We start from the raw sequence: 15,459 nt of genomic DNA on the forward strand, positions 1-15,459 counted from the left end.
CCGGATAGTCGCCGAAGTTGCTCTGCTCAGTCACACTATCTTTCAAGGTAATGGCCGCCCTTTGCACATACATGACTGCTTGGCGTGCAATCCCTATTGCGCCAGGATTGCCTTTTCGGCCTTGGCAAGATTGCTGCGAAAAGCTTCCAGTGCCTTCGCATTGTTGCCCTTGCCGCCTAGCGCGACTGCTTGCAGGAACTGCTCCTTGGCCGCGGCTGGCTGGCGCATTTCAAGTAAAAGCTCGCCATAGCTGTCGTGCGCATTGGCAGATTCAGGGAAGGTATCGCTGTTGTACTTCATGATGAGGGTCGACATCGCGAGCTGGCGCCGTTCATTCAATACCGCGTACCCTAGTGAGTTAATGTCGCGTTCACTGAGCCCGCTTGCTGTCAGCGCAGCGGCAACAAGCTGTTCGACCTCGGCGCTGCGCTGGTTTTTCAGCATGGTGGCAGCCTGATCGAAGGTGCGCATCAGGCTATCGACTTTGATCTGATGGGCGCGGCGTTCGGCCAATACGGTGGCGCTTGCCATCACTTGCTGAATTGCGCCGATCACGAGTGCCGGCTCCTCCAGATGGATATTGTGCCCGCTGTTGGCGGTAACAATATGGCTGCCGCTGGAAAACTGGCGGAATAGCTGGTCGTGCAGATTGCGCCACACTGCGACCGCTGGCTGCGTGTGCATAAAGAACTCGGGATTCGGACGCACCATGGTGGAGGTCAGAATAATGGCCGGAACATCTGGCAGTTTTGGTGGAGGCATCTTGCCGGCTGTCGCCAAGGCGTGATCCAGCAGCTTGCTCTCGGCCTTAAATTGCGGCGGTGTCAGCGCGTCAATACGGCGATGGTCCTGGGCGAGTTTCGCCGCATCGACTTTGTTTAGCTCAGCGTCAAAACGTTCCATGGACGGGTCGACGAAGACCATGCCCGCAACCTGGTCAGGATGTCTGGCCGCGAATAAGCGGATCAGGTATCCGCCGTAGGAGTGACCCACCAGAATGAACGGCGGTTTGAGTTGCGCAGCTTCGATCAGTTGGTCGAGTTCGACACTATAGCGCTGCGGCAAACGCGGCTCTGGCCGCGCATCGGATTGGCCGATACCCGCCCGCGAATAGATCACTGTCCTGGCGCTCTTTGCGATCTCAGGCGCTACCTTTTGCCAAACGCCCAATGGGCTGGCAAAGCCGGATTCGAAAATCACGGTATATGGCCCCGAGCCCGTGCTGACCATGTCGACGTGGTATTTGCCGACGTCGATTCCGCCGCGTGGTTCGCCAGTGTTGGTGGCGCCGATGGAACTAGTCATGCAAATGCTACACAGCAGCGCGCAGGCGAGTCGTTTTCCGTAGAACGATTTCTTCAAGTTTAATTCCTCGCCAGAGTGGTGTTATCTCAGGCGAGGGATGATGCCAGCTAGTTGGTAAAGTGGCAAGCGGATGATGTTTTCATTATTTGTTGGCTGCTTCGCTCAGCCAGCCTGCCAGCCGCCACCCAGGGCTTTGTAGAGCGATACCGTGGCCTGCAAGCGTTTGAGTTTGAGTATCCCCAGCTCATTTTGCACGTCCGACAGGCTGCGCTGGGTATCGAGTACGGTCATCAAGTCTTCCGCCCCGGCCTTGTAGCGAATCTCTGACAAATTGAACGCAAGACGCGATTGTTCCAGTTCCACCTCTTTCAAGCGGCGCTGCTCGTCCAGGCTGTTGATCTGGCCCAGCACGGTGTCCACTTCCGCCAAGGCCGCGAGGACGGTCGAGCGGTAGGTCTGCACCAGTTCCTGTTTTTGTTCGATGGCGAGATCACGCTCGGTCCGCAGACGCCCACCATCAAAAATCGGCGCCACCAGCGAGGCGCCGACATTGGCGAACAAATTCTGGGCGTTGAGCAGCGACATCAACGCACTGCTTTGCGTGCCCGTCGAGCCGGTCAGACGGATGCTCGGAAACAGTGCTGCGCGCGCCGCCTCAACGTTGGCGCTAGCGGCCGCCAGCACCGCTTCCGAACGGCGAATATCGGGACGGCGCGACAGTAGTTCGGACGGCAGGCCCGCCGTCACTTCGGGCAATTGGATGGTGTCGAGGCCGCTATCGCTGATCTTGAAGGTTTGCGGCGACTGGCCGAGCAAGATGGCCAGCGCGGATTGCGCCTCGCGCTGCTGCTGCAGTAGCGCAGGGATGGTGGCATACTGGCTGGCGACAGCGGAACGTTGACGCGCCAAATCGACAGAGGTGGCGGCACCAACGCTGCTCTGTGCCTCGACCAGCGACAGCACATGCTCTGCGGTCTTGGCGTTCTCGCGCGCCACGTTGAGCCGATCGTGCAGGGACAGCAATTGCAGATACGTCGACACGATGCCGCTGGTAACAGTGAGAGCCACGGTTTGACGATCGTAGAAATTAGCCCGGAGCGATGCCTCTGCTGCGGCAACGCTGGCAGCGTTCTTGCCCCAGAAATCGAGTTCGTAAGACACCTGCAATTGTCCGCTGGTTGAAACGTTGGCGTTGCGATTGCCGGCGACCGGCAGATCCCGGCTGGCGCTGACGGATGCATCGACCGAGGGCAGTAGCGACACCCCGGCAATGCGCGCCTGTGCCGCCGCCTGGCGCATGCGCGATAACGCGGCGGCCAGTTGCAGGTTGCTTTCTTCTCCGTCGTGCACCAGTTGGCTCAGCTCGTCGCTGCCGAAGCGTTGCCACCACTGGCGGTCTGGCCATTCCTGGTTGCCGGGCTTACCCGCCTGCGACCAGCCAGCCGGCAATTCGATGGTCGGTAGCGGCTCCGCCACGGGCGCCGTATGCGCACAGCCGGCCAGTATGCAGGTCAACAGGGCTCCAGCCAGTGTGGACCCGTAGCGTGCAGCGCGTTGACTCATTGCGCATCCACCGGCGCAACCGGCTTGGCCGGCGACAGCAACGCACTCTTGGGCTGGGCGATGATGAACTGCACCTTGGCCGTCATGCCACTCATGAGTTCCTGTTCAGGATTGTCGACTTCGAACAGGACATTGTAAAAAGTCTGCTTGCCTTGCTCGGCTGTGCCGTCGGCAGGTACGAGAAGCACCTGGCGCAGTTTGCCCGACCAAGTGCGGCCGGGATAACCGGGCGTCTGAAAATTGGCTGTCATGCCGCGTTTCAGGCGCGTCACATCCACTTCCGCGACGCGCGCCTGTACCGTCATTTGCGACAGGTCGGCAATGCGCATCAAGGGCAAGCCTTGCTGGCCGATGCTCACAGTTTGTCCAGGGCGTGCATTCACCGCCACCACGGTTCCCGATAGCGGCGCCAGAACTTGCTTGTGGCGGCTGCTTTCTTCGTCGGATTTCAGCGTCGCTTCCAGTTGCTGGATCTGGGCGTTGATGGCGTCTACGCGGGCGCGGGCCGACGACAAATTCATGCGACTCGACTCAACGCTTTCGTCGCGGGTGGCATTTTGAGCCTTGAGCTGTGTCTGGCGCTTGAACTGCAATTCGGCGAAATCGGTTTGGGCTTGCTGGTCCGCCAGCTCAGCCCGCAGCCGCGCCATTTGAGCACGGTTACTGTCCATCTGGTTGGCGCGGATCGCCGGCGAAATCTCCATCACCAGCTGGCCTTCCTGCACGGCGTCGCCAACTGCAAACAGCACATCCTTAATCTGGCCGGCGACTTGGACATTCACATCCGCAAAACGGTAGAACTGCAATTTCCCGCTCGCGTCGACTGTTTGCGGCGCTTCTGGTGCATTCAGTGCTTGCGCCAAGGTGATATTAGCATTCAGCGCCAGCATCAGCGCTGCCACCGCCAGGCAGATAGGGCGGCGAGCGCCGTCGTTTTCGAGGTTCATCTGTTTTACATCGTTAAAAGCAGCGGCCATTTTAGCGCATTCATCTAGCGTGAGAGTTTCAGCAGTTTTCCATTCTCCGTTCGGGCGTAGCCGGCGAAAAAGGCCCACATCACTTCATCATCGGCTAGCCAGCTATGGCCGCCTCCCTCGGTGATATAGGCAGTCACCACGCATCATCCTGGCAGCCGTCGTACGACTCCTGGTAGACGGTGGACGAAATCCGTTGGGTGGTCATCGTATGCTGGCAGTGATTGAGTGTCGCCCAGCGCATTTCCGCGGCACGCATGGAATACTGCCAGTATGGCGAACCGCCGCCTTGCATCGGATTGGTGGTGTCGCTATTGCCGGCAAAGGTGATGATCGGCAAAGGCGATTCAGGCTGGCAGCTGGCAGGATCAGCCTGTGTCGTATCCGATTTGAGTGGTGTTCCGGCGCGCAGCCCAACTACCGGGGCGATAGCGGCGAAGCGCGTCGGCGCCACGCATCCCAGCCAGCTTGCCATGCGGCCGCCACCGGAAATACCCGTAACGTAGACGCGGCTGCGGTCTGCCAACCCTTGCTTGACTAGCAAATCCACGACAGCCAGCAAATAGCTGACATCATCTCTGTCGCCGGCGCCAGGCATGGTACCGCCAGCGGTCACCACCCCCGGTATATTCCATGCATAGCCGCGTTCCAGATGCATCGCACCGGTAGGGGCCGCGATGATGAAGCCGTGCTTGTTGGCCGCCGCTTTCAGGCTGGAGCGGGCGAGCATGGATGGACCTTCGCCCGAACTACCATGCAACAGCAGCAACAGCGGCGCTGCTGCGCCTTGTTTGACTGACGGCGAAAGATATATGGCGAATGGCGCTACGCCATTGCCTTCGAATTGATGCACGGCTGGTTCAGCTTGCTGTGCTTTCGCTTGCGATAAACAGCATGCAAGCATTAATGCGGTCGTCGTGGCCAGGCGTTTGGTGGCAGTCATACAATGATCTCCAGATTGATTGCTTAGTCCGGACTAGCCGCAAGGCGCAGTCGCAAACGGCGGTTCAGGTTCAGCGCCTTGATGTCAGCGCCAAATGCTTCGTCGATCAGGCGTGCTTTGAGTCCGGTGGTTTCGGCTTCTTTCAACGCCCGTTCGATGATGGGGCGGTAGCGGGCGGCAGACACATTCAGGTAGAAGGCAAAGTCGGCGCGATACTCTATCAGCAGATGCGGTTCCACCACCAGTTCGGGATGGGAGCGCGCCTCTTCCATCACTTCAATCACGCCACGCGGCAGATAATCGACATTGCGGTTTTGTGCGGCCACCATCGCGTATATGGTGTTCCAAGGTGCCGCGTGTTCGTACAGCGGCAAGCCCGCCGCCTTCCACACCTTGGTATCGCCCCAGCCGGCACCGAATCCAGCAGTGAGCCCGGTGCGCTTCAAGTCGTTCACTGTATGGACCTGTGCAAAGGCTTTTGCGTCGGCCGGGCGGATCAACAGCACACGTTGGCCGATCAAGCCATTGCTTAAGCCATTACGTACCCGGACCAGTTGCTTGCTGCTGTCTTTTTCCGGCGACTGCATCCCGTAGAACAGATTGATGTCGCCTTGTTCCAGCATCCACCACATGCGGCGGGCTGGAATGTCCTTGACGTAGTCGATATGGTAAGGTTGATGAATCAACTTTAACGATTCTTCCAGCAGTCGCACAAAGTAGGCGGCACGGCCATCAGACACCACGGCGATGCGTAATTCAAGCGGTGCGGCGGCGGGCGCAGATAATGCTGAGGCCGATATGAGCAGGGTAGAAGCGAAAAAACAGATAAATCGCATATTGACGTGGTAGTGGCCAGTTTGTAGTATCAATTGCATGAAACGATTCGTACATGCCATTGTAGTCTGTCTGCTGCTCACTGCGGTTTCCGCTGGACGTACCCATGCGGCCGAGTTGACGCTGTACGTGATGCAAGTCCCACCGCTGACCTTCAATGAACCTGGCCGCTATGGCATTGCCGGCGACCTGGCGCTGGCGGCCATCAAGCGCGCAGGCTATACGGCTAAAATTGTGGTCGTCCCGGCCAACCGGGCAATGGCGACGGTGCAGGGCGACGACGTCCGCGACGCGCTGATCATTCCGCTGGCGCGGCAGAAAGAGCGCGAACCTCACTACACTTGGATTGCCCCGATCGTCAAGGTGGACCGCACGTTTTTCGCCGTCGGGCGCAGTGTGGCTAGCTTTGACGAAGCTCGCGCGGCCTTTCGCGTGGTCGGCGTGGCGCGCGGCACGGCAGGTGTCCATATCCTGAACGAGCAGGGATTCGCCAAACCTCAAATCTACGAAATCAACGACAACGATGTCAGCCCACGCATGCTGCTGGCGCAGCGTTTCGATGCCTGGTATGGACCGACGCTGCAATTTCGCGAGTGGTTGCGCGAGGCCGATCCGCAGCACCGGATACGGGCCGGTGTACCGCTGGGGGCGACCTTCAATTACATGGCTTGTTCCAGGATCTGCGACCCGGCCATGGTCAAACGCCTGGCTGAAGCCGTCGATCAGCTGACCCGTGACGGCACTGCCAAGACCATCGAAGCGCGCTACGGGCGCATGTGATGTGATTATTTGCCCAGCAAGCGCAGCGACTCTTCCCAGTTGCCTTGCCACGCCTGCAAAAAGTCGTGCGACTTGAATGCGCGCTTTAATGCACCGAGTGGCGCACGGTAGACGTCATGCAGCCCCAGCGCCAGCGTGACCGGATTCCAGACCGCGTTGCGTTTCGATTTGCGGGCGCTGGCTTTGACGCGCGCGCCATCGTCGCCGAAGATGCCGGTGGCGTCGTCCAGTGCCCGCGCCAGGTCCAGGCGCACAATCGACGAAAACGCCAGGAGTACTTCATCTTTGCTGATACCCGATTCCGACTCCTTGGCGGCGGGCTGCGGCTTGTGCTGGGCTTCTTGTTTTAGCTGGCCGACCAGGCGCTCCAGGTCTTTCTTCTGAAAGCGTAACTGGTCGAGCGGCCTGCGAAAGCCGGGTTCAGGCAGGCGGGCCGGAAGTTTGTAAGCGTCCTTGGTGTAGGTAATCAGGATATCTTCGCTGCCGGCCGCAAGGCGCGCTACGTCGTCCTTGAAAAAAATTGGCGCTGCATAGCCGCCGTTGGCGTCGCCAAACAGCTCGGGATAGGCGGCGTCATAGTCCAGCCATACCACGGGTGTCAGTTCGTGTTCGAGCAGGCGCGTCAAGGTCCAGGCATCGCCGGTCTGCTGTGTCATCCAGGCGCAGGCTTCTTCAATCGTAGCGCGGAAGGGAAGGTCAATAGTACTCATGTGCAGCATGATAGCGTATGCGGGACGTAATGCAGCGTTAATCCTCAACTCGTTACCCTCAGCGCAGGAGGTGATGCATGGATTACGAATCGCTGGACCCCGAAGACTTGGCGGCCGGTATCAATGCCAATCTTGGTGGACGCGGCGCCGCCAACGAATAGTCGCCCGCAGCGCCGTCCGGCATTACTCCAGGCCCAGCTGGTGGCGCAGCTCGGCGCGGGCGGCCACCAGCTCCGCCTGATATTGCGGATTAGTGTTCATGACCGCATGGGTGGTGTACGCCAGCAGCTTGGACGCCGCAATATCGCTCGGATAGTGCACGCCGCACACCAGGCGATTGCGGGCATAGGCATCGGCCCTTGCCAGGATGGCGTCGCGCTGTTCCGGCACCATCTCGATCAAGGTCAGCGCCGCCAGATAGCCAGCGGTGGCGTGACCGCTCGGATAGGAATCGTCCTTGGTCTTGGTTTTGCAAACCGGCTGCAGCGTTTTATCGAGATTGTAAGGACGGATGCGCTTGAACGCGTCCTTGGCCGGGTTGGCGTTAATCCCTTCGTCGTTTTTCACGCGCTTGCCGAACGCGGTAGTCAGCGGCAGGGCGGCCGGATTGAATTTTTCACCCAGCACGGTTTTATAGATGAACAGCGATTCCTCGCTATCGTCTGCCTTGGCCTGTGCTTCGTCGGCGCTGGTGCGGGCGGATTGCAGGCGATGCAGTTCCGCCAGTTCGGCTTTGGTAACAGCGGAATCAGCTTGCGGCGGTGTCGGCAAGATCAATTGCGCCTGCGTTTGCGCCGGGGCGGCGAAGATCGGTTCGGCGGCAAAGGCTGGCGCGGCCAGCAGGGCCAGCAGTGGGAGGGCAAGTTTACGCATGGAGTGGACTTTCATTAGAAGTCGAGAGTTAGGGTGGCGGAGACGCTACGTGCTGGCAGCACAGTCAGCAGGTCGGCTGGCGATGGTGCGGCGCTGGAACTGGTTTTGCTGCCTGCCGAAGCGATATCAACGATGTTGTGGCGGTCGAACAGGTTGTTGACGCCCATCTGCAGCTTGGCCATTTTGACGAAGCCAACAGGATTCTTGACGCGGTAGTTGATGAACAGGTTGGCCAGTGTGACTGGATCGATGGCGAACGCTTCATGCGTTGCACCGTTATCGGCATACACCTTGGCGACGCGCTTGACGAACAGGCCAGTATTCCAGCCGCCATGCTGGTAATTCAGCGACACGGTTTCGGTGTTGGCAGGTGCACCCGCCACCCATTTGCCGGTGTCATATTTGGTGGTGCCGACCGTGGCGTTGCCGTAGATGCTGAAGCCGCTCCCCAGCAAGACCGTGCCTTCCGCTTCCACACCTTGGCTGATCTCCTTACCGTTCAGGTAGTAGACCGGCTCGCCACTGATTGGATCCAGCGACGATGAGTATGGACTGTCGAGGCGAATGCGGTAGGCGTCTGCCGACAAGCTCCATTTGTCCGACTGCCATACGGTGCCGAACTGGGTGGTGGTGGACTTGGTGGCCTTTGGCGGCGTGGCGACTTTGGCGTTCGGCACATCGAACACGCCAGTCGATGGAATCTGGTCGCCGCGAGCGATTTGTGCGTAGGCGCTCCAGGTTGGCGCCAGCTGGTAGTGCAGGTCCAGCGACGGCAAGGTGTCGGTGTACTTCACGCCATTGTCGATGTAGGGCGCGCCGCCCAGCTTGCCGACCGCGCCGCCGTTGTCTTGCAGGTGACGGAAGTTCTGCTTGTAAGAAGCGTATTTGACGCCGGGCGTGATTTGCAGCGCCGGCGTGACGTGGAACTCAAATTCAACGTAAGGCTGGACCGTGGTGGTCTGGTACGTTTCGCTGAAGTTGGGGATTGCCTGGTCAACCCAGGTGCGCGGATCGCTTTGGATCTGGTAGCGGTAGCTCTTGGCGTAGTCGTACCAGAGGCCAGTACGCAGCACGCCCAGCGACGATTCCTGGCTTAGGCGCAGCAGGTTGCCCTTGGTCAGGTAGGAGTTGAGTTTGTCAACCGCGCTGGTGGCGCTGATGACGGTGGTGCTGTTGTTGTAGTTCTGCTTGTTCCAGTAGCGGTAGACGTAGGCTTTGTCTTCCAGCTTCCAGCCGCCGCCGAGGTTGCTGGTCACGCCGAGGTAATTGAACGCGGTCGAGATGTCGTAGAAGTTGTAGCCCCAGTAGTTGCCCTTGCTTGGGTCGCCGCTCAGCAAGGTGTTGTAGTTGCCTTGGTTGTAGTTGGCGCGGCTCACGCCCTTGATGCTCGGCGTGTTGTTGGTCAAGTTCAGCCAGGAGGAGAACAGCGTCACGGCGGTGTTTTCGCTGACCTGGTAGCGGTATTTGAGCGAGGCGGCATCGCGCTTTTGCTGGTTGAAGGTCTGGTAGCCGTCCGATTTCATTTCGTGCAAGTTGACCAGCAGGTTGGAGCTGCCATCCGTACCAAAATTGCCGGTGGCGTGTTCCAGTCCGACCAAGGTGGTGTCCCAGGTGCCGTGGGAACCGGTAACGCTGGTGCGCTGCTGGCTTTCCAGATCGCGCGACAGCAGGTTGATCGAGCCGCCATAGGTGGCCTGGCCGATGGTGGCCGCCGAACCGGGGCTGCGATCAATCACGGCGCCGCCGGTGAACTGGCTAGGGAAGAACACCCAGGCGTGGTGGCTGACGCCGTTGGTATCGTTGAATGGAATCCCGTCAAAAGCAATCACACTGTTGCCGTCGCCGAGGCCGCGCATGGTGGTCTTGTTATCGCCAAGGCCGACGCCATTGGGGCTGTAGCTGAACATGCCCGGCGCCATTTGCAGCACCTGGCTATAGTCCGCCACCGGCGAGGTGAAGTCGCGCACAAACTGGTCGCTGACTTCGGACAACGCCGAGCGGGCGTCCAGTGAACCTTTGGATGGCGCGGCCGCAGCGGCGGTATTCAGCGACGAGCGGATTTCCACCACTGCGGTAGGGGCGGTCGCCGCGTTGGCGTCGCTATCCGTCGCAGCGGGCGTATCGGCCGCCTGGGCGTAGACGGTGTGCAGCAAGCCAGCCAGCAGCGCCAGCGCGAAACGTGGAGGGAGGGATTGAGGGTACATCAAGCGTCCTTTAGCAGGGGATGAAAAGCAGCAGAGGTTAGAAGCGCTTTATGTCGCCTCCATGACACGCGAAGATGGACGTTGTATTTTGATTTCTTAATTCGCGTTTAATGATTGCCAAGGCATGCTGGCGCGGTCATTTTCTTGCGCAAGGTGTGGTAATGCGTCTGCTGTTGATCGAAGACGACCCGATGATCGGGGAAAGCATGGAGGAAGTCCTGCGGCGTGAAAACTACGCCGTGGACTGGGTTCGTGACGGCGATAGCGGCTTGCTGGCCCTGCGCCAGGACGTATATGACCTGGTGCTGCTGGACCTCGGCTTGCCACAAAAGCAAGGCATGCAGGTATTGCGGCAGTACCGGGCGCATGGTGGTGCGACGCCGATTTTGATTGTGACAGCGCGCGACGCTACGGCCTCCCGTGTCGAAGGGCTGGACGGTGGTGCTGACGATTACCTGGTCAAGCCATTTGAGGTCGATGAGCTGCTGGCGCGCATCCGTGCTTTGCTACGCCGTGGCAAGCCGCAGCATCAGGCGGTGGTCAACTATCGTGGACTGCAGATGGATATGGCCGCCCACGTTGCCAGTCTGGACGGAGCGCCGTTGCATTTGCCAGCACGTGAGTTTGCCGTGCTGCGCGCCTTGCTCGATACGCCGGGCAAGGTCGTCTCCAAGAGCCAGTTGGAAGACCGGATCTACGGCTGGGGCGAGGAAATCGGCAGCAATGCCATCGACGTCTACATCCATCACTTGCGCAAGAAACTGGGGACTGGCTTCATCCAGAACATCCGTGGCGTGGGCTATAAATTGTCCGCTGCATGATGACTATCCGTACCCGTTTGTTGATCGGCCTGCTGGCCGGTGCGATTGGCTGCACGCTGGCGGCGGCCATGCTGCTGTACGGGCTGGCCGACCATGAGGCCGATGAGCAATCGGACCAGCGCCTGCGGCTGCTGGCCTGGTCGCTGCCGCTGCAGGCCCGGCAGGGTTGGAAGCTACCGCGCGAAAATGATCCCGATGAGCGTTTCGAGGTGCAGGCATGGACGGCCGAGGGCGTGCCGGTGCATCTGTCTTCGGTGGCGCCGGCGTTGCAGTTCCCGCGTCCGCAAGGCTTTTACACGGTCGGCTTCAAGGGCGAGCGTTGGCGCGTGTATTCGGATACCGTGGCGGGCTTCAACGTCCAGGTATCGCAACCGATTGCGATCCGCCAGCACGTCGCGGCCAGCATGGCGCTGCGCATCGCGCCGCCTTTGCTGCTGTTACTGCCGGCAATGGCGATCATGATCTGGGTGGTGGTGGGGCGCGCCATGCGGCCGCTAGATAAACTGACCCAAGCCGTGCGTGGACGTACGCCGACCGCCCTGCAACCGCTGGCGGCAAGCGGCTTGCCGCCGGAACTGCATCCGATTGTGACGGCGTTGAATGTTTTGCTGGCCAAGGTCGAAAGCGCGATCGCCACGCAGCGTAATTTTGTAGCGGATGCGGCCCACGAACTGCGTTCGCCGCTGACCGCGCTGAAGCTGCAATTGCAGCTAGCCGAGCACTCCGACGACGCCAGCCGGCAAAGCTCCTTCCGCAAATTGCACGAGCGCCTGGACCGGGCGACCCATCTGGTGCACCAGTTGATGACGCTGGCGCGGCAGGAACAAGGCGGCGCAGCGCCCGTCTATCATCGCTTCGACATGCTGGTGCTGGCCCGGCAGGTGGTGGCCGACCATGCGATTTACGCCGACAGCAAGCAAATCGAACTGGGCCTTAGTGCCGATGACGAAGCGTTCGATATCACTGCCTATCCGGACGGCGTGGCTGTCATGTTGAGCAATCTGGTCGATAACGCTTTGCGCTACACCCAGTTCGGTGGGCAGGTGGACGTGGCGCTGGGCCGGGAGCATGGCGCGCCATTCCTGCGGGTCACCGACAATGGGCCTGGCGTGCCGGAGGCCAACCGTGAGCGCTTGTTTGACCGCTTCTATCGGCCCGATGGGAATACCGTTTGGGGCAGCGGGCTGGGACTGTCCATCGTCAAGAGCGTGGCGGATGCGCACCAGGCCAGCGTCCGCCTCGGCAGCAATGGCAGCCGTGGGCTGGAAGTCACGGTGCGCTTCCCGGCGCAGCCGGTGGGGGCCGCTTAATCCGCAGTTAATGAACGGTTTGGTGTAATGGCTGCATCTACTTATTGCCGTTATCGAAAGCACCTACCGTATGTCTTTGCCCCGCTCCTTGTTGTCCACCAGTTTGGCCTTAGCAGCCGTCGTCGCTCATGCGCAAAACAGCGATGCGCCATCCACCGTGGTGGTGGCGGGCAAGCGCGCTGACGTCATCAATAAAATTGACCGCAAGGTCTATCGCGCCGACGCCGACCTGCAATCTACCACCGGCAATGCTAGCGACCTGCTGAACAATATCCCAGCGGTGGACGTGGATATCGATGGCAACGTCAGTCTGCGCGGTGACAGCAGCGTCACCATCCTGATCGACGGCAAACCGTCTAGCCAGATGCAAGGCGCAGCACGTGGCGGCGCGCTGATGGGCTTTGCCGCGGCGGATATTGAGCAAATCGAAGTCATTACCTCGCCGTCGGCCGAGTTCAAGCCGGATGGCGCGGGGGGCGTGATCAACATCGTCACCAAGAAGAACCGCAAGGCCGGCGCGGCGGGGCAGCTGCTGGCTAATCTGGGCAATGACAGCCGCCATAACGGTGCGCTGTCCGGCAGCTACAACACCGGCGCGCTTGACCTGAGCGGCAGCGTCGGCAACCGTAAGGACTGGCGCCAGCGGGTCAGCGACAGCCTGGCCGGCCCTCGTGGTGGCGATCTCACCAGCTCACATCAGGTGCTGGATGAGACCAACGACCGCTGGTACAGCAAAGGCGCGGCCAAGTATAAACCTGACGATACCCAGACCTTAGGCCTGACGCTCGACTATGCCGATCGCCATGAACAGCGCATTTCATCGCAAGACACGGCGACTGCTGGGCTGCCGGCCTTCCAGCGTTATGGCAATGGCGGCGGTCCGCGCACTGATGCCGGCGTGGCCTTGAGTTATGACCACAAGCTGGTGCAACCGGGCGAAGCGCTATCGCTCTATCTGCAGCGTAGCCACTCCATCGAAACCAATCAATACGACTATCGGACCCTGCACGCCGATCCCGCCTTGCAGCGTGACTTCAACCAGCAAGTCTATGACGTGTCGAAATTCACCGGAGGCTATGTGCGCCCAAACGGCGAGGGCGCGACGCTGAAAATGGGCTACGACGTTGAATACAACCACAACAGCTTCAACAACTGGAGCGCGACAGGCGATGGCGAACCGCCCACACGCAATCCCGCCGCCGACAACAACTTCCGTTATCGCCAGGCCGTCAACGCCATCTACACCACCTACGCGATGAAGCGCGGCGCGCTGGAAATGCTGGGCGGCCTGCGTGTGGAGCAAACCGACATCCGCACTTTGCAGCGCATTTCAGGCGACGCCAGCACGCAGCACTACCGCAAGCTGTATCCAACGCTGAACTTGCTGTACACGTTGAATGACAACGATGTGCTATCGCTTGGCTACAGCAAGCGCGTCAAGAAGCCCGATCCGGAAGACCTCAATCCTTACCTCAACGCGGCCGATCCAAGGAATCTGCGGCAAGGTAATCCGGCGCTGCGGCCACAGTTGACCGACGCGCTGGAGCTGGGCTATCGGCACGAAGCGGGTGGTGTGTCCTACGGCTTGACCGGCTACTACCGTCGCAGCCGCGATGGCGATACCGAGGTCCTGACGCCGCTGGATAACGGTGTGGTGCTGGTCACCAAGGCCAATATGCCGACCACCCAGTCGGGTGGTGTTGAGTTCGCAGCGGCAGGAAAGCTGCTGCCGGGTTTGAACTACAACACCAGCGGCAACCTGTTCTACAACCAGCTGACCGGTCCGGCGCTGGCTGGCGGCAGCAACCGCTCCAATGCCGGTTTCAATGGTAAGGGTACGCTTGACTACCAGCTCGGCGTGCGTGACCGCGTGCAGTTCGGCGCCAACTACCGTGGCAAACGCTTGACGCCGCAGGGCTACATTCTGCCGTTCGCCGTCTTCAATCTCGGTTACCGCCGCCAGGTCGATGAGCAGTGGACGATGGTGGCCACCTTGTCCGATGCCTTCAATACCCAACGCCAGCGCCGCGTGTATGAGACGGCGGATTTCAGCGGTACCTACCGCCGCCAGCAAATGGGACAGGTTGCCTACGTGGGGCTGTCCTACAACTTTGGCGGTGTCCGCAAGGCCAAAGATGCTGAATTCAACTACGAATAACCGGGAGAGAAATATGCGACCGAACGCCATGCTGAACAAAGTGCCTGAGGTGACACTGAGCTTCTGGCTGATCAAAATCTTGTCCACCACTGTCGGCGAGACCGGGGCCGATTATCTGGCGGTCAACGTCGGACTGGGCACGCTGATGACCGACGCCATCAGCGCTTGCTTGCTACTGGCCGTGCTGGTGTGGCAATTGCGACAGCAACGCTATGTGCCGTGGGTGTACTGGTTGACGGTTGTGCTGCTGAGCGTGGTCGGAACGCAGATCACTGACGCGCTGACGGATGGCATGGAAGTCAGCCTGTACGCCAGCACCGCCGTATTTAGCCTGCTGCTCGCTACCGTGTTTTTCCTGTGGTATCGGCGGGAGCGGACTTTGTCCATCCACACCATCTTCACGCGCCAGCGCGAACTGTTTTACTGGGCCGCGATTCTGTTCACTTTTGCGCTTGGTACTGCCGCCGGCGACCTGGCCACCGACGCGCTGGGCCTTGGCTTCCGTGTGGGCGTGTTGGTGTTCGGCGGCCTGATTGCGGCTATTTATGTGGCTTTCCGCTGCGGCGCCAATCCGGTGCTGACGTTCTGGCTGGCCTACATCCTGACCCGGCCGCTCGGCGCTTCGCTGGGCGACCTGTTGTCGCAAGCCCCGGAGTATGGCGGCATCGGCTGGGGCACGGTCAATACCAGCATTGTTTTCCTGCTGGTGATTGCCGGGCTGGTTGCTGTGCTGAGCCGTTCGTCGTCACCGGCTTCTTCCCAACCCTAGAAAGGATTCATCACGAAATTCCCTCGCATGATTCTGGCCAATGCCAATGTCCCACGGCTGGGCGCTATGCGACTAGGCGCTGAACCGCGCGTTTGATGCGCTGCGGGCCAGCCATCCGGATGCTGTCGCCTGCAAGAATACACTGGCAGAATTATTGTCAGCTTTTGAAGGCTGGCACGAATACTGCATAGCAGCGGGCTAGCCTGCGCTGGTGC

Annotated in this window: 13 protein-coding genes; 5 read left to right on the top strand and 8 right to left on the bottom strand. The window is 60.2% G+C overall.

Annotation, left to right across the window (positions count from 1 at the left end):
- Positions 1-93 precede the first annotated feature (93 nt).
- The 5 genes from GTP46_RS04795 to GTP46_RS04815 all read right to left on the bottom strand — a co-directional run bounded on the left by GTP46_RS04795 (position 94) and on the right by GTP46_RS04815 (position 5,660).
- A complete protein-coding gene (locus tag GTP46_RS04795; protein WP_229258801.1) occupies positions 94-1,362 on the bottom strand; it encodes an alpha/beta fold hydrolase in 1,269 nt (422 codons plus the stop codon).
- A 105-nt stretch (positions 1,363-1,467) separates the two neighbouring features.
- Positions 1,468-2,820 carry an efflux transporter outer membrane subunit gene (locus GTP46_RS04800; RefSeq protein ID WP_229258802.1) on the bottom strand — a complete coding sequence of 451 codons (1,353 nt, stop codon included), beginning with the start codon at positions 2,818-2,820 and terminating at the stop codon, positions 1,468-1,470.
- 44 nt (positions 2,821-2,864) lie between these two features.
- Positions 2,865-3,815 carry an efflux RND transporter periplasmic adaptor subunit gene (locus GTP46_RS04805; protein ID WP_229258803.1) on the bottom strand — a complete coding sequence of 317 codons (951 nt, stop codon included), beginning with the start codon at positions 3,813-3,815 and terminating at the stop codon, positions 2,865-2,867.
- Between the two features lie 163 nt (positions 3,816-3,978).
- Positions 3,979-4,785 (bottom strand): CE1 family esterase, encoded by an 807-nt coding sequence (locus GTP46_RS04810; protein ID WP_202414149.1) that lies wholly within the window; start codon positions 4,783-4,785, stop codon positions 3,979-3,981.
- A gap of 23 nt (positions 4,786-4,808) precedes the next feature.
- Positions 4,809-5,660 carry a hypothetical protein gene (locus GTP46_RS04815; RefSeq protein ID WP_229258804.1) on the bottom strand — a complete coding sequence of 284 codons (852 nt, stop codon included), beginning with the start codon at positions 5,658-5,660 and terminating at the stop codon, positions 4,809-4,811.
- Here GTP46_RS04815 and GTP46_RS04820 point away from each other — a divergent pair.
- Entirely contained in the window at positions 5,659-6,399 is a 741-nt protein-coding gene (locus GTP46_RS04820) for a substrate-binding periplasmic protein (RefSeq protein WP_161005492.1), read from the top strand. The genes GTP46_RS04815 and GTP46_RS04820 overlap by 2 nt on opposite strands.
- A 5-nt stretch (positions 6,400-6,404) precedes the next feature.
- Here the strand turns inward: GTP46_RS04820 and GTP46_RS04825 are convergent, their stop codons facing one another.
- The 3 genes from GTP46_RS04825 to GTP46_RS04835 form a co-directional block, all read right to left on the bottom strand.
- Complete coding sequence (locus GTP46_RS04825; RefSeq protein ID WP_161005493.1) at positions 6,405-7,109, bottom strand: hypothetical protein; 705 nt, start codon at positions 7,107-7,109, stop codon at positions 6,405-6,407.
- A 183-nt stretch (positions 7,110-7,292) separates the two neighbouring features.
- Positions 7,293-7,982, bottom strand: a complete 690-nt coding sequence (locus tag GTP46_RS04830) for an acid phosphatase (RefSeq protein ID WP_161005494.1) — start codon at positions 7,980-7,982, stop codon at positions 7,293-7,295.
- A 14-nt stretch (positions 7,983-7,996) separates the two neighbouring features.
- Positions 7,997-10,186, bottom strand: a complete 2,190-nt coding sequence (locus GTP46_RS04835) for a TonB-dependent receptor (RefSeq protein WP_161005495.1) — start codon at positions 10,184-10,186, stop codon at positions 7,997-7,999.
- 161 nt (positions 10,187-10,347) lie between these two features.
- On the opposite strand from GTP46_RS04835, the gene GTP46_RS04840 reads away from it, so the two are divergent.
- The 4 genes from GTP46_RS04840 to GTP46_RS04855 all read left to right on the top strand — a co-directional run bounded on the left by GTP46_RS04840 (position 10,348) and on the right by GTP46_RS04855 (position 15,244).
- Entirely contained in the window at positions 10,348-11,007 is a 660-nt protein-coding gene (locus tag GTP46_RS04840; protein ID WP_161005496.1) for a response regulator transcription factor, read from the top strand.
- On the top strand, positions 11,004-12,317 hold the full coding sequence (locus GTP46_RS04845) for an ATP-binding protein (RefSeq protein WP_161005497.1): 1,314 nt from the start codon (positions 11,004-11,006) through the stop codon (positions 12,315-12,317). Before GTP46_RS04840 ends, GTP46_RS04845 begins: the two co-directional genes overlap by 4 nt.
- Positions 12,318-12,387: 70 nt before the next feature.
- A complete protein-coding gene (locus GTP46_RS04850) occupies positions 12,388-14,475 on the top strand; it encodes a TonB-dependent receptor domain-containing protein (RefSeq protein WP_161005498.1) in 2,088 nt (695 codons plus the stop codon).
- A gap of 28 nt (positions 14,476-14,503) precedes the next feature.
- A complete protein-coding gene (locus tag GTP46_RS04855) occupies positions 14,504-15,244 on the top strand; it encodes a COG4705 family protein (RefSeq protein ID WP_161005847.1) in 741 nt (246 codons plus the stop codon).
- Positions 15,245-15,459: the final 215 nt, after the last annotated feature.

The organism is Duganella flavida (assembly GCF_009857445.1).
In the GTDB taxonomy this organism is placed as follows: domain Bacteria; phylum Pseudomonadota; class Gammaproteobacteria; order Burkholderiales; family Burkholderiaceae_D; genus Rugamonas; species Rugamonas flavida.

What these genes read in the sequence shown, in the direction of transcription:
- GTP46_RS04805 (WP_229258803.1), bottom strand. Translation starts at nt 3,815, where the DNA reads ATGAACCTCGAAAACGACGGCGCTCGCCGCCCTATCTGCCTGGCGGTG.
- GTP46_RS04810 (WP_202414149.1), bottom strand. Translation starts at nt 4,785, where the DNA reads ATGACTGCCACCAAACGCCTGGCCACGACGACCGCATTAATGCTTGCA.
- GTP46_RS04820 (WP_161005492.1), top strand. Translation starts at nt 5,659, where the DNA reads ATGAAACGATTCGTACATGCCATTGTAGTCTGTCTGCTGCTCACTGCG.
- GTP46_RS04815 (WP_229258804.1), bottom strand. Translation starts at nt 5,660, where the DNA reads ATGCAATTGATACTACAAACTGGCCACTACCACGTCAATATGCGATTT.
- GTP46_RS04825 (WP_161005493.1), bottom strand. Translation starts at nt 7,109, where the DNA reads ATGAGTACTATTGACCTTCCCTTCCGCGCTACGATTGAAGAAGCCTGC.
- GTP46_RS04830 (WP_161005494.1), bottom strand. Translation starts at nt 7,982, where the DNA reads ATGCGTAAACTTGCCCTCCCACTGCTGGCCCTGCTGGCCGCGCCAGCC.
- GTP46_RS04835 (WP_161005495.1), bottom strand. Translation starts at nt 10,186, where the DNA reads ATGTACCCTCAATCCCTCCCTCCACGTTTCGCGCTGGCGCTGCTGGCT.
- GTP46_RS04840 (WP_161005496.1), top strand. Translation starts at nt 10,348, where the DNA reads ATGCGTCTGCTGTTGATCGAAGACGACCCGATGATCGGGGAAAGCATG.
- GTP46_RS04845 (WP_161005497.1), top strand. Translation starts at nt 11,004, where the DNA reads ATGATGACTATCCGTACCCGTTTGTTGATCGGCCTGCTGGCCGGTGCG.
- GTP46_RS04850 (WP_161005498.1), top strand. Translation starts at nt 12,388, where the DNA reads ATGTCTTTGCCCCGCTCCTTGTTGTCCACCAGTTTGGCCTTAGCAGCC.
- GTP46_RS04855 (WP_161005847.1), top strand. Translation starts at nt 14,504, where the DNA reads ATGCTGAACAAAGTGCCTGAGGTGACACTGAGCTTCTGGCTGATCAAA.